The organism is Ruegeria sp. BHSA163 (assembly GCF_059613365.1).
Genome location: NZ_JBXWSJ010000030.1, coordinates 18,245 through 31,693 on the forward strand (window position 1 = coordinate 18,245; position 13,449 = coordinate 31,693).

Annotated in this window: 12 protein-coding genes; 10 read left to right on the forward strand and 2 right to left on the reverse strand. The window is 50.5% G+C overall.

The window, feature by feature from the left end:
* Positions 1-258: 258 nt before the first annotated feature.
* From AC2FNV_RS14555 to tcuB, 9 genes are all read left to right on the forward strand, one after another.
* Positions 259-708, forward strand: coding sequence for an SxtJ family membrane protein (locus tag AC2FNV_RS14555; RefSeq protein ID WP_170604443.1), 450 nt, complete (start codon positions 259-261; stop codon positions 706-708).
* Positions 709-743: 35 nt separating this feature from the next.
* Complete coding sequence (locus AC2FNV_RS14560; protein ID WP_170604441.1) at positions 744-893, forward strand: DUF5989 family protein; 150 nt, start codon at positions 744-746, stop codon at positions 891-893.
* Between the two features lies 1 nt (position 894).
* On the forward strand, positions 895-2,739 hold the full coding sequence (locus AC2FNV_RS14565; protein WP_170604439.1) for a carbamoyltransferase family protein: 1,845 nt from the start codon (positions 895-897) through the stop codon (positions 2,737-2,739).
* A 61-nt stretch (positions 2,740-2,800) separates the two neighbouring features.
* The gene (locus AC2FNV_RS14570) at positions 2,801-4,174 is read left to right on the forward strand and encodes an SGNH/GDSL hydrolase family protein (protein WP_170604437.1); all 1,374 of its coding nucleotides are present in this window, start codon (positions 2,801-2,803) and stop codon (positions 4,172-4,174) included.
* A 101-nt stretch (positions 4,175-4,275) separates the two neighbouring features.
* Entirely contained in the window at positions 4,276-5,853 is a 1,578-nt protein-coding gene (locus tag AC2FNV_RS14575; protein WP_170604435.1) for a GMC oxidoreductase, read from the forward strand.
* Between the two features lie 27 nt (positions 5,854-5,880).
* Positions 5,881-6,654, forward strand: a complete 774-nt coding sequence (locus AC2FNV_RS14580) for an SDR family oxidoreductase (protein WP_170610388.1) — start codon at positions 5,881-5,883, stop codon at positions 6,652-6,654.
* Between the two features lie 208 nt (positions 6,655-6,862).
* Positions 6,863-7,540 carry a GntR family transcriptional regulator gene (locus AC2FNV_RS14585; protein WP_170482207.1) on the forward strand — a complete coding sequence of 226 codons (678 nt, stop codon included), beginning with the start codon at positions 6,863-6,865 and terminating at the stop codon, positions 7,538-7,540.
* Positions 7,540-8,949 (forward strand): FAD-dependent tricarballylate dehydrogenase TcuA, encoded by a 1,410-nt coding sequence (tcuA, locus tag AC2FNV_RS14590; protein WP_170604429.1) that lies wholly within the window; start codon positions 7,540-7,542, stop codon positions 8,947-8,949. The genes AC2FNV_RS14585 and tcuA overlap by 1 nt, the downstream gene beginning before the upstream one ends.
* Positions 8,939-10,006 carry a tricarballylate utilization 4Fe-4S protein TcuB gene (gene tcuB / locus AC2FNV_RS14595; protein ID WP_496773710.1) on the forward strand — a complete coding sequence of 356 codons (1,068 nt, stop codon included), beginning with the start codon at positions 8,939-8,941 and terminating at the stop codon, positions 10,004-10,006. Before tcuA ends, tcuB begins: the two co-directional genes overlap by 11 nt.
* A 26-nt stretch (positions 10,007-10,032) precedes the next feature.
* Here tcuB and AC2FNV_RS14600 read toward each other — a convergent pair whose 3' ends face one another.
* Both AC2FNV_RS14600 and AC2FNV_RS14605 read right to left on the reverse strand, forming a co-directional pair.
* Positions 10,033-11,235: an acetate/propionate family kinase gene (locus AC2FNV_RS14600; RefSeq protein ID WP_170604425.1), complete on the reverse strand. Its 1,203-nt coding sequence runs from the start codon at positions 11,233-11,235 to the stop codon at positions 10,033-10,035.
* Between the two features lie 341 nt (positions 11,236-11,576).
* The gene (locus AC2FNV_RS14605) at positions 11,577-12,470 is read right to left on the reverse strand and encodes an AraC family transcriptional regulator (protein WP_170604423.1); all 894 of its coding nucleotides are present in this window, start codon (positions 12,468-12,470) and stop codon (positions 11,577-11,579) included.
* A gap of 160 nt (positions 12,471-12,630) precedes the next feature.
* On the opposite strand from AC2FNV_RS14605, the gene AC2FNV_RS14610 reads away from it, so the two are divergent.
* On the forward strand, positions 12,631-13,443 hold the full coding sequence (locus tag AC2FNV_RS14610; RefSeq protein WP_170604421.1) for an SDR family oxidoreductase: 813 nt from the start codon (positions 12,631-12,633) through the stop codon (positions 13,441-13,443).
* Positions 13,444-13,449 lie beyond the last annotated feature (6 nt).

The window sequence follows — 13,449 nt, forward strand, 5'->3', positions numbered from 1 at the left end:
ATTTTCTGGGTCCCTAAATACCGTTTTAGTTTTTTGGCTTCATTCTGCCGTAACAACTTTTCTCAGACCAAAATTTGAAAAGAATGGTCCCGTTGCCCACCTTTGGACAATGTTCACTCATTCCACCTATTGTCCCTAAGATTTCGCCTGTAGCTACTCATAATCGCGAATTTTTGGAATTTTCCGATTCTGCGTTTTTAATCAGTCTGGGTTCAGGTAACTTCCGACCCGACTGGTGAGTGTAAGAGTTGTCGAATCATGTTCGGATCTGAGAATGCGAAATCAAAACCCGGCGGGCTGGACCTGGACGGTAAGACCGAAGTCCAAATGGGATCCGAACGTTCTTTCGCCTGGGTGTTTGCTACCGTTTTCTTCATCATAGCCTTGTTCCCGGTGTTTTTTGGCGGTGACGTAAGAATTTGGTCTTTGTTAGTCGCAGCGGGCTTTCTCGTAGCTGGTATTGTTCGTCCTGAAATACTGCGACCGCTGAATCGCCTGTGGTTTAAGTTCGGGATGCTATTGAACAGTATCATTTCGCCGATTGTCATGGGCCTAATCTTTTTTACGACTGTCACACCAATTGGATTAATCAGACGATTGTTTAATTCGGATCCAATCGGTCAAAAAATCGACCACGACGCTGATACCTACTGGATCGATGTAGATCCGGAAAAAAGCAACCAGTCGACGATGCGGCAACAATTCTAAACGACACTTGAATAGTTCTGTACAGGAAAATCTACATGTCTTTTTTTAGCGAACTTTGGACCTTTATGAGAGTCAGAAAGAAATTCTGGCTTCTGCCCATTCTGGTAGTCATGGTTATCTTTGGTGGCCTGATCGTTCTGACCCAAGGCTCGGCCGTCGCGCCTTTCATATACACATTGTTTTAGTATGACCGCGATCCTTGGTATTTCTTCGTACTATCATGACAGCGCGGCCGCGTTGCTGATTGATGGTGAGCTTGTCGCCGCAGCGCAAGAAGAGCGTTTTACTCGAAAAAAACATGATGCGCGATTTCCAGAGAACGCAATTTCTTATGTCTTGCAAGAGGCTGGGCTGCAGCTATCGGATGTGGACCATGTCGCGTTCTACGATAAACCATTTTTGAAATTTGAACGCCTTCTTGAGACGTACGTAGCAAACGCACCCAAAGGTTTTGGTTCTTTCCGAATTGCCATGCCTGTTTGGCTTCGGGAAAAGCTTTTTCAAAAAAGCTTGCTACTTAAAGAGCTCAAAAAGCTTGGCCAAGGGACGATCAAACCAGAAAATCTTCTGTTTGCTGAACATCACTATAGCCACGCAGCCAGTGCATATTATCCATCACCATTTGATGAGGCGGTCGTTCTAACCCTGGATGGGGTTGGAGAGTGGGCGACGACAACTGTTGCGATCGGCAAGGGCAAAAACCTGGAAATCCTGAAAGAAATCCACTTTCCACATTCACTCGGCCTGTTGTATTCTGCATTCACTTATTACACCGGGTTCAAAGTCAACAGCGGCGAATACAAAGTCATGGGGCTGGCACCGTACGGTGAACCTCGCTTTAAAAACCTAATTCTTGATAAATTAGTCGACCTGAAAAAAGACGGCTCGTATCGCCTTGACCAGTCTTATTTCAACTATTCCACTGGACTTACGATGACCAATGACAAGTTCAGTGATCTTTTTGGAGCGCCGGTCCGCAAACCTGAAACCGACCGGCTCGAGCAGTTTCACATGGACATTGCAGCGTCTGTGCAAGCTGTCACGGAAGAGATCGTGCTAAGGCTGACGCGCAGCTTGGCAAAGGAATACGATATACCAAATCTCTGCATGGCCGGCGGGGTCGCGTTGAATTGTGTGGCGAATGGTAAAGTTCTGCGTGACCAGTCATTCCAAAACATCTGGATTCAACCTGCGGCAGGTGACGCCGGAGGTTCGGTGGGTGCGGCTTACGCAGCGTGGCATGGTGAATTGGGTAACCCCCGAAAGGCCGCGCAACCCGGAAAAGACCGAATGAAGGGATCTTACCTTGGCCCGGTGTTCGAACAGGCAGATATCGAAAAACGCCTGAGCGAGGCAGGAGCCGTATTCAGCACTTTATCGGAAGATGAAGTAATTTCAAAAACGGTAGATGCCTTGGAAGGCGGCAAAGCAGTCGGCTGGTTCAATGGTAGGATGGAATTCGGTCCACGCGCCTTGGGCGGGCGTTCTATTTTGGGTGACCCTCGTTCAGAAACGATGCAGCGCACCCTAAACCTTAAGGTAAAGTATCGCGAAAGCTTCAGGCCATTTGCGCCATCTGTCCTAAGAGAAGATGTGTCCGAGTGGTTCGACTTTGACGAAGACAGTCCTTACATGCTTATGGTTGACACAGTGAAACCGGAACATCGCCGGGAAATGACTGCAGAAGAAAATGAATTGTTTGGAATAGAAAAACTAAATGTAAAACGGTCAGATATTCCGGCCATTACCCATGTTGACTATTCGGCTCGCATTCAAACGGTTCATGAGGACACGAACCCTAGATACCACCAACTCATTTCTGCTTTCAAACAACGTACGGGTTGCCCAATAGTCGTGAATACGTCTTTCAATGTGCGAGGAGAACCGATTGTTTGTACGCCAGAGGATGCATTTCGTTGCTTCATGGGAACCGATATCGAGTATCTGGTAGTGGGGAACTCTGTTCTAATGAAAGAGGAGCAGGATCCAAAGTTGGCAGAAGATTACAAACAAAAATACGAACTGGACTAAATGACAACGAGCCTCGCGATAAGGTCCAGCCTTTTGGCACGTCTAAAGGCCGAGGTTAATTATGGCAAAAAATAAACCCACCAAGCACGGTAGTTTGATCGTACGATCCGCCTGCCTGATCAGTGGTTTAGGGCTGTGTATATGGGCTTTGTCGGATCACCCCAGCATAGGTGGAGGAGCTGGGTTTGGTCTTTTCCAAAGCGTAGTATTGATTGCTGGTCTGATCACGATGGCCGCAGCGTTTTTACCTACTCGCGCAGCCTCGACTTATTTTTCTATCTTTGTGGCAACCATTCTATCGCTTGTTGCCGTGGAAATTTTACTTCAGGTGATGTTCCGACCAAACTATTTTACTAATTACCAATATGACGACAGGTTGCTTTTTCAACTAAAGCCAGGCTCATCTGGTGTGTTGACCCATCCGCAAGAATTTGGAGGCGCAACCGTTCTCTATCAGGTAAACACCGACGGTTTCGTAGGCCCAGAGCTGCGCGATCCACCAGCTGAGTTCCGTGTTTTGGTTTACGGTGACTCGTTTATTCATGCGAATTACACTCCGTTCGACGAGCGGTTTACATCTGTATTGCAGAAAGATCTGACCGAAAAGCTGGCAGTTGACTCAGAAGTTATAAACGCGGGTATCTCGGGCTATGGCCCAGATCAGATTTTGCGGCGAATGCAAACAGAACTGGATCAGTACAGTCCGGATTTTGTGGTTGTTTCCATTTTCTCGGGGAACGATTTTGGGGATTTACTGCGCAACCGTATGTACGATCTGGACGGTGACGGCAGTCTTGTTGAGCGCGAGTTTTTTCTGAGCGCCGAACAAGCAAGGGAGGGGCAGTTAAACGAAAGCGAACTGGCGATTGTCCGGGTGCTTCGACGTACGTTGAAAGCGCTACGAAACAGCGGAACGACACCCGAACAATTCGACCCCGAGGCGTGGATTGACTGGGCTATGGCCAGGCATCAGGAAGAATACCAAAGCTTTGTTGCCGGTGAGAAAATCGTTGGAGAATTCGCTGTCGACCCCTATTCAACGGATATTGCCGTTTCCCCGAGCTCAGCATCGGCTGACTTGAAGATCAGACTGATGGACGCGATCATAGGCGAGATATCTACTGTAGCTGCGAATGCGAACGTACCTTTACTATTCGTTGTTATTCCACATCCGATGGATCTGCTGGATGGTGCCCATTCATCGGGGCAGATCAACAAGGAAAAGTATCCAACTTACAATCCGAAAAACCTGACGAACCTGCTGCAAGCTTCGGTAGTCGACCATGATCAAGAGGTCTTGAATCTATATCCCGTCTTGAAAAGTGGCGATGTGAACGACTTGTTTCTTAAAGGAGGAGACGATCACTGGAACGCGAAGGGACAGGCTAAGTCCGCAGAAGCAGTAGCAAATGAAATCAAACGCATGATGAATTGAACCCCTTAACCACAACCTTCTTGCGTCCAAAGAATACACCTATTCGAGACGCATAATGAAACCCAGAAATCCAGTGAACGAGTATTGGCCTAGAAAAAAAGATGAGCATTGAAGAAATCCTTTCCAAGACATGGGATGCCATCGTAATAGGCACAGGAATCGGTGGCGGTACGATTGGTCGAAGACTTGCCGAAGCCGGCGCAAAAGTTTTGTTTGTTGAATATGGCCCGTATGGACCGAGTACCGAAGAGCAAGACGGTTACCCGGTTGGTGACGAGTATTCGCGTATGCTGCACGGGATATGGCCCAGCGACGCGTCAATTACATCAAACGGTGAGACAACCTCTGTGGACTTTGGGATTGGCGCCGGTGTAGGCGGTACATCGTCTTTTTATGCTTCCACGTTGGAAAGGCCGGCTCCGGAAGACATTGACGAAACCGATTCTCGGCCTCACCCGACTGGGGGATGGCCCGTGAAATACGCGGAATTTGATCGGTACTTTGCGGAAGCAGAACATCTGTATCATGTCGTGGGGGAAAGAAACCCTGTAGAACCGTCAGGCAAAAATGCAATTGCTCCGCCAAAGCAGGACACCGAATATCAAAAGAAACTAAGACAGTTTTTCCAAACTTATGGCCTGAACCCTTATCGAAGCCCAACGGGGGCAAAGTTCCTTGATAACTGCAAGATGTGTTTTGGGCGAAAGTGCCCGCGCGGTTGCAAGATGGATGGGCGCACTGCGGGGGTTGATCCAGCTCTTGCGACCGGAAACGCCGAACTTTTAGATTGGTGCGAGGCTGTTAGGTTCCACGGAACGACGGACGCAATCGATCAGCTTGAAGTCCGTTGCAAAGGCAAGACATTTCTTTTGAATGCCAAGGTTTTCATTCTTTCCGCCGGAGCATTGAACTCGCCGCGCATCCTCCAAAGATCAATTAGCGAATATTGGCCAAATGGATGCGCGAACGGGTCTGGTCTGCTCGGCCAAAATTTGATGTTTCATTTGAATGAATTTTTTGCGGTTTGGTCCGGGTTGCACCATGATGGATCAGAATACAGTAAAACATTCTCCATGAAGGACTTTTACACTTCGGGCCAATTCCGACTAGGCGTTTTTCAAGCCTTGGGCGTATCTGCAGACTATCGCACAATTTCGCATTTTCTTTCTCAATCGGTTGAAAAAGGAAGTTCGCTTAAGCAGACCTTCAAACACCACTCCACGCACTTCGTATCGACGATTGCCGCAAAGGTTTTGGGAAATGCGGAATTATATGTCGGCATACTCGAAGATTTTCCGAATACGGAAAATCACGTCGCAAATGGCGGGGAAAGAACCGATCAGATAAAAGTCGTTTATAACGTCTCAGATGAGCTTATGTCTCGGCGCGCAGTGTTCACCAAAATGATCAATGCGGCGCTTCCGCGGCGGCGGCGCTTGCACCTGAACAGACTTCCTCAAATCAATCATGCGCATGCCTGCGGTACTGCCCGGTTTGGAGACGACGCAGGCGCAAGCGTGTTGGATAGAAATTGCAGGGCGCATGATCTGCATAACCTGTTTTGCGTGGACTCGTCCTTTATGCCAACCTCGAATGGTGTGAACCCAAGTCTGACTATTGCGGCAAATGCGTTACGGGTCGGAGATCATATAATTGAAAACGCTTTGTTTTCCACCTGATTGCTGATGACAGATCAAGGAGACCGAATGGCCGCAAAATTTGATGATACGCTTGCGATTGTGACAGGAGCCGGCTCGGGCCTTGGGCGCGCGCTGTGTCACCAGTTTGCCGAGCGTGGCATTCGTGCTGTCGGTGTAGCAAGACTCAATGACTCGATTCTTGGCACTAAAGAAACATGTAAGCACCCAGAAAATATTATCTCCATTGCTGCAGACGTGTCGGACCACGTTGCGGCAGAACGCGTGTTTCATCAACTAGATCAACTTGAATTCAGCCATCTAATCCTAATCAACAACGCAAGTGTCTATGATCGCTATGATTTTGCGACTGCGTCGCTGGATTTTTTTGAGAGGGAAATAAAGACGAATTTTGGCGGTGCCGTTTCATATTCTCATCTTGCCTTGCAGCGCATGATCAGAAATGGCCAGGGCAGAATAATAAACGTCGGCAGCTTTGCTGATCAGGCCCCTTTGCCGGGAAGTACCGGTTACAGCGTTTCGAAAGGTGCACTCAGGTTGTTTTCTGCCGCATTGGTCGCAGACGTCGGTAAGCGATTTCCAAACATAATAATAAATGACTGGGTCCCGGGAATGCTCGATACAAAAATGGGCAGACCCGAGGGCCTTGACCCCAAGCAGGCTGCAGTCTGGGGAGTTGAACTCGCCTTGCTGCGAAACCCCGAATTGAACGGTCTCGTGTTCGATATGAACCAAGATATCGCGCCGCAGCGCAGCCTGAAACGGCGCGTGGCCGAGGCGCTTGGTTTGAGACCAAAACACGTGCCCGTATTTCTGGACTGATGTCGACCCCGGCGCTCAGGTGACCCCGGTCAAGGAAGTTGCCTCCCGGCAAATCTACTGTAGCGAAAGCCCGTAACTACCGTAAGTTCGCGGCTTTTGAGTTGGTCAATCTCGCCTTTGAATACCCCCCGAAAACCAACAGGTTTGGGCTTGTTGACAAATTTTGAATACAAATGTATGCAACCGGATGCATAGAGGATTATTATCGGTGACCAATCAAGACGACTCGCTTTCCTCAGGCCCGCAGGGCAGTTCCGCCTATCAGCGGTTACTGGATGAGATTCGAAACGGCGCTCTTCTGCCGGGTGACCGATTGCGAGAAGTTGAACTATCCAATCGGATAGGCGTGAGCAGGACCCCCGTTCGCGAAGCGATCCGAAATCTTGAGGCAGATGGGCTCGTTTCCCACATTCCAAGGCTGGGCGCGACGGTCCGCAAGCTCGAATATGCCGAAGTAATGGAATTGTATGAAATGCGCGCGGTGCTTGAAGGTACCGCTGCACGGCTCGCTGCCCGGGCAGCGTCAGAAGTTGAGATGAGCGAGCTTGCGCATTTGAACGAACAATTGGCCCAGGCAGGAACAGGTCCGGAAGCCACTCGTATCAACCGAGTTTTCCACGATACACTTCTGGATGCAGCCAAAAACCGGTTCTTGTCCAAGTCAATGCTGTCCTTACAAAAAGCGCTGTTGATCCTTGGGCCCTCGCAACTGCTGGACAGCGAACGCGCCGAAGAAGCTGTAACCGAACATCGGCGGGTAATGTCAGCACTGTTGGAACGGGACGGCGCGGCAGCCGAGGCGGAAATGCGCGCCCACATCCAGACAGCACAGCGTATCAGGATTCGCGCTTTGCAAAAACGCAATCGCAACGCGGAACAAGATTGATGAAAACAACGGATGCGGCCAATCAAACGGCGACACACGACATCGCGGTCATAGGGGGCGGCAACGCAGCGCTTTGCGCTGCCATTACAGCGGCTGAAGCAGGCGCTAAGGTTCTGATACTCGAAACCGCGCCCAAACCCTATCGCGGAGGAAACTCCCGGCACACCAGAAACTTTCGTTGCAAGCATACCGGACCTTTGGGACCACTGATCGAAGAATACAGCGAAGAAGAATACTTGTCCGATCTTATGAAGGTTACTGGCGGTAAAACCGACGAAAATCTGGCACGAATGGCAATCCGCTCATCTGAGGAATGCCTGCCTTGGATGGAACAACATGGGGTGCGTTTCCAGCCGTCGCTGTCCGGCACTCTGTCATTGGCGCGAACCAATGCCTTTTTCATGGGCGGTGGGAAATCACTGGTTAACGCATATTACCGAACGGCTGAGAGATTGGGCGTCGAGGTGCTGTATGAAGCCGCCGTCACGCATTTGGAACTGAACGATGATCGAGTTGAATGGGTGGGCTACACTTACAAAGGACAATCCCACCGGATCGCACCAAAGGCAGTAATCGTTGCCTCAGGCGGGTTTCAGGCCGACACTGACTGGTTAACCCGGGCGTGGGGTGAGCCTGCAAAGAATTTTTTGATCCGGGGGACGCCTTATAACCGAGGTGTAGTGTTGGCCGACCTGCTGGATCAAGGCGTCGAAAGCGTAGGAGATCCCACACAATGCCATGCCGTTGCAATCGACGGCCGCGCGCCAAAGTTCGACGGTGGCATCGTCACGCGTTTGGACTGTGTGCCGTTTTCAATCGTCGTGAACAAGAATGCCGAAAGATTCTACGACGAAGGCGAGGATGTCTGGCCCAAACGTTATGCCATATGGGGTCGGCTGGTGGCGGCCCAACCAGACCAGGTGGGATACGTGATCATCGACGCAAAATCGCTGGACTTGTTCATGCCGTCAGTCTTTCCACCATTGAAGGCGGATTCGCTTGAAGACCTAGCAAACTTGATGGGTCTGCCGGCCGAAAAGCTGATCGCGACAGTCACCGAATTCAATGCCTCCTGCGGCGATACAAGCGGGTTTCATCCAACCGAATTGGACGGTGTCAGTACCTCTGGCCTGACGCCGCCCAAAACCAACTGGGCGAGACCGATCTCCAAGCCGCCTTACTACGGTTATACCTTACGTACAGGCGTAACTTTCACCTATTTGGGGTTGAAAGTGAACGACAACGCACAGTGTTCGACATCCTCGGGAAAAATCCAAAACCTATGGGCGGCCGGAGAAACCATGGCGGGATCGATCTTAGGCCAAGGGTATCTTGCAGGGTTCGGGATGACAATTGGAACCGTTTTTGGACGGATTGCAGGACGTGAGGCCGCTGCTTATGCAAACTGAATTAATTCAAGAAGCCCGCCGTCAGGCTGAAATCTGCAATGCGTGCCGCTATTGCGAGGGTTATTGCTCGGTATTTCCGTCCCTTCATTCGGAACGGGCATTTTCGATTGGCGACATAACTCAGCTTGCAAATCTTTGTCACAACTGCCGGGGCTGTTATTATGCGTGTCAGTATACCGCCCCGCATGAATTCGATCTGAACTTGCCAAAAGCACTTGCTGAGGTGCGACGCGACAGTTGGGAAAGTTTTGCTTGGCCGCAACCACTGGCGCGTCGTTTTCACACTGATGGAGGGGCCATCGCGCTGGCGCTAGTAGTCGGATTTGCCCTTTTGTTCTGGGCAGCTCGTGCAATTGGATCTAGCGATGGGGACGGCTTTTATGCCGTTCTTTCCCATAACGCGATGGTGGCGATTTTTGCTCCTGCATTCCTTCTTCCATTGATCAGCGTTGGCCTAAGCCTTAAGCGGTATTGGACCGAGGTCAGTGGAAAACCCATCCAATTTTCTGACGTGACGGCTGCTTTGAAACGCGTTGGTCAGATGCAAGATCTCGCCGCTGGTCATGGTGACGGCTGCAATTTCGAGGACGAAGACCGATTTAGCCAGGCGCGTCGTCACATTCACCAATCCATCATGTACGGTTTCCTGTTGTGTTTTGCGTCGACTTCGGCGGCGACAATTATGCATTACGGTTTGGGAATGCACGCACCCTATGGGTTCTGGTCATTGCCTAAATTATTCGGGATTTCCGGTGGGTTATTGCTGACCGTGGGTTGTGGGGCGATGGCGTTTCTGAAGCAAAAGTCCGACCGCGAACTGGGCGACCCTTCGGCGTGGGGAGGCGAATTCGGTTTTATCCTGCTACTTGGGTTTGTAGGTTTGAGCGGACTTGTCCTTTATGCTCTTGGTTCGACCTCTTTTATGCCCGCATTGCTGGCCATCCATCTGGGATCTGTCCTGACCTTCTTTCTGTTGACGCCCTATACCAAGATGGCGCACGGTTTCTATCGTCTCGCAGCCTTGATCAGAGACGCGCAGAGAAAGAGGCTGTCATGAATTAGGCTTCATCAGGTCGCTTAGCCCTACGATCTGTCATGAACCTTAGTAGCTTCCGATGCCAGATGCAGTGCCGCTGCGCGGGCAATGACTAGCTCCTCGTTGGTTGGGATAACCATGACCGAAACCCGCGACAAATCGGTCGAGATGATGCGGTTGTTGTCGGCATTCGCATCGTGATCCAGCTCGATGCCCAGCCACCCCATGTCACCGCATACCCGGTCTCGGATAAGACGAGAGTTTTCGCCAATTCCACCCGTAAATACCACAGTATCCAATCCGCCAAGAACCGCTGCCAATGCGCCTAACTCGCGGCGAATACGAAAGGTGAAATAACTAATTGCTTGTCGGGTTTCAGGGGTGTCGGCCTTTTCAAGTGTGCGCATATCGTGGGACAGGCCGGACAAACCCAACAGACCCGAATGTTTATAAAGTAGGTCCGCTATTTCGCTGGCGCTCATACCCTCTTGTTCCATCAGGTAAAGTAAGACTCCTGGATCAAGCTGTCCGCAACGTGTACCCATTGGCAGCCCATCAAGGGCCGAAAATCCCATCGTCGACCCAACGGATCTGCCACTGACCATTGCACACATTGACGCGCCGTTTCCCAGATGCGCTACGATGACCCGGCCAGCATGAAATAATGGTGCAGTTCTTCGTAGATGGTCAGAGATGTATTCATAACTCAGCCCGTGAAAACCGTACCGGCGCACGCCTTTGTCGTAGTATTCTCTTGGTAAGGCAAAGACATCATTTACCCAAGGGTGATGACGATGAAATGCGGTGTCAAAACATGCTATTTGCAGCGCCTTCGGAAACCGCGCCATCGCAATCCGTGCAACCAACAAGTTTTGCGGTTGGTGCAAAGGTGCAAGCGGTGATAACCGTTCAAGCTTCTTTAATACCTCCTCGCTCAACGGCTGTGGTGAAACTATATCTTGGCCGCCGTGTACAATTCGGTGACCTACTGCCGAGATTCGCACATCTGGGTAATGATGGCCTAATAGCGCAAGCACCCGATCAAGGGCCACTGCGTCATCCTGAATCGGCTCTGGCCGATTGTCCGCAATTACTTCACCGTCGCCAGAACTCGCATGAATGCGCGCGCAATCGCTTCCAATCTCTTCCACCAACCCGGTACTGACTGCTGAAGGATCACTTGCCCCTAAAGCAAACAAGCCGAATTTCAGCGACGAGGACCCCGCATTCAAGGTCAAAACATGGGTCATGAATTGACTCCGGTAATATGTGTGCGACGCAGGATTGCGCCGGAGCAAGTCTTAATGTGGTTCGAAAACTTGTTTGCACGATCATTGCAGACTACCAAACCGCGGGGCCGGCACCTGAAAAAAGTGGCAAATTTAGGTTTCTTATCAGACATGATACCCGAACTCTCCATATGCCTGCATATCAAACATATTTGTAACCAGAGCAGCAGTTTAAGATGTCATACATGCGACATACCGCGCGATGGAAAGCACGGTTGCCGGATTTTTCAATATCGTTCAACGCTAAAGCGATCTGTAGCCATTTGCGTTTAGACACGACAAGGTCGCTGCCAAACTCGGTTTTATCCAGCCAGCAGGGTCGCTCCTGATTTTTGCTCGCTGGGAGACAATCCAAATTTGCGAGAAAACTCTCTGCTGAATTGAGTGGGGCTTTCGTATCCAACGTCGTATGCAGCGGATGCGACCGATACATGTCCAGACAAAAGCAGACGGCGTGCTTCAAGCAATCTAAGTTCTTTTTGGTATTGAAGCGGGGATGTCGACGTGACGCTTTTGAAGTGTTCATGAAACGCGGACAGGCTCATACCTGACTCGGCTGCCAAGTCAGCCACCGGGATGGTGGCTTTGTAATTGTCACGAATGAACGCGATGGTTTTCGAAATCCTGCTCGCCGGGCTTTCATGCCGCAAAAGTTTTCGCAGCATCGCTCCATGACGTGCCCGCAACAGACGAAAGTGAATCTCTTTCAGAACCAATGGTGCCAACGCCCGTGCCTCGACTGGATCCTGAGCCAAGCGGAACAGTCGTGCAACGGCATCCACTACAGCTTCTTCCGAAACGTCTGCATCCAGCGTACGGGCGTCGCTTTCGTTCTCAATGACTTCTCCAATCTCGTCGTAAAGACTGCGCGCCAGCGCCAAATCCAATTTCAGTGCAAGCGCTGTATAAGGCTCGTCAGGGCTGGCTTGAATTATTGCTGCGTCGACAGGCACCGCGTGGCTGACAATCAAAGTATCGCCTGCGGCATATCGCACGACGCGTCCACCGATGTAGGCCTCTTTAGCGCCTTGCAGGACCAAGCACATAATCGGTTCATAAAAACCGGCCGCACATTCCGTAGTCTCAAGGCTGCCAAAGGCGTAAAAGCCGTCCACGCCAGTTTCACAGCCTACGCCCAGCGCACCCTTGGCTTTCACAAGGTTAAAAACATCGTAGACCAGATTTTTCGATACCATGGCAGGCCTCCTGTTCCTTAGAAATATAGGCGCAATAGGCGTTTCGTGAACAGCAAACACCAAATGGTCGGAGAATTAGGCAGATCATTTGGAGGATAAGGCAGCGACCTTGTGGGCAATGACACTAGTTTTGTTTCATAGCTCAATCAGGATTTATCTCATGTCGCAGACAATAATGATCACAGGTGCTTCTTCAGGCATCGGAAAAGAGACAGCAAGGTTGTTCGCCTCAAAAGGCTGGAACGTGATTGCCACAATGCGCAGCCCTGAAAAAGAGCAAGACTTGGTTGGCATGAATAACGTTATGGTGACCCGCTTGGATGTAACAGATCCAGTTTCGATTCAATCCGCTGTATCTGCGGGCCTTGAAGCTTTCGAAAAAATTGACGTTTTACTCAATAATGCAGGTTACGGCGCATATGGTCCGTTGGAAGCGTTTCCCATGGACCGCATTCGCCGACAATTCGACACAAATGTGATCGGCCTTTTAGAAACGACCAAGGCAGTTTTGCCGCATATGCGTCGGCAGGGCACTGGGACGATCGTTAATATTTCCTCGATTGGCGGACAGATGACTTTTCCGCTGGGAACGCTTTACCATGGAACAAAATTCGCCGTCGAAGGAATTTCAGAGGCGCTGCATTTCGAACTCGAAGCTGCGGGAATAAAGGTCAAGATCGTCGAACCCGGAATGATCAAAACTGATTTCGGCGGCCGTTCGTTCGATATGGTGAACGACGAGACCATGACGGAATATCAACCTGTTGTACAAGCGCTGTTCGGTGCTTGGTCTCAAGCACAATCCGCATCTGAACCCATTGTCGTGGCAGAGGTTATCTGGGACGCCGTGACTGACGGCAGTTCTCAACTGCGATACCGCGCTGGACAGGACGCAGAGGAATTGCTGGACACTCGAAAAACTCAGGACGACGCGACTTTTATCGGAGCCTTGAAGCAAAATCTGGGGCTCTAGATTCAG

Excerpts from the sequence above, each read along its gene's own strand:
- AC2FNV_RS14555 (WP_170604443.1), top strand. The coding sequence starts at position 259 with ATGTTCGGATCTGAGAATGCGAAATCAAAACCCGGCGGGCTGGACCTG.
- AC2FNV_RS14560 (WP_170604441.1), top strand. The coding sequence starts at position 744 with ATGTCTTTTTTTAGCGAACTTTGGACCTTTATGAGAGTCAGAAAGAAA.
- AC2FNV_RS14565 (WP_170604439.1), top strand. The coding sequence starts at position 895 with ATGACCGCGATCCTTGGTATTTCTTCGTACTATCATGACAGCGCGGCC.
- AC2FNV_RS14570 (WP_170604437.1), top strand. The coding sequence starts at position 2,801 with ATGGCAAAAAATAAACCCACCAAGCACGGTAGTTTGATCGTACGATCC.
- AC2FNV_RS14575 (WP_170604435.1), top strand. The coding sequence starts at position 4,276 with ATGAGCATTGAAGAAATCCTTTCCAAGACATGGGATGCCATCGTAATA.
- AC2FNV_RS14580 (WP_170610388.1), top strand. The coding sequence starts at position 5,881 with ATGGCCGCAAAATTTGATGATACGCTTGCGATTGTGACAGGAGCCGGC.
- tcuA (WP_170604429.1), top strand. The coding sequence starts at position 7,540 with ATGAAAACAACGGATGCGGCCAATCAAACGGCGACACACGACATCGCG.
- tcuB (WP_496773710.1), top strand. The coding sequence starts at position 8,939 with ATGCAAACTGAATTAATTCAAGAAGCCCGCCGTCAGGCTGAAATCTGC.
- AC2FNV_RS14600 (WP_170604425.1), bottom strand. The coding sequence starts at position 11,235 with ATGACCCATGTTTTGACCTTGAATGCGGGGTCCTCGTCGCTGAAATTC.
- AC2FNV_RS14605 (WP_170604423.1), bottom strand. The coding sequence starts at position 12,470 with ATGGTATCGAAAAATCTGGTCTACGATGTTTTTAACCTTGTGAAAGCC.
- AC2FNV_RS14610 (WP_170604421.1), top strand. The coding sequence starts at position 12,631 with ATGTCGCAGACAATAATGATCACAGGTGCTTCTTCAGGCATCGGAAAA.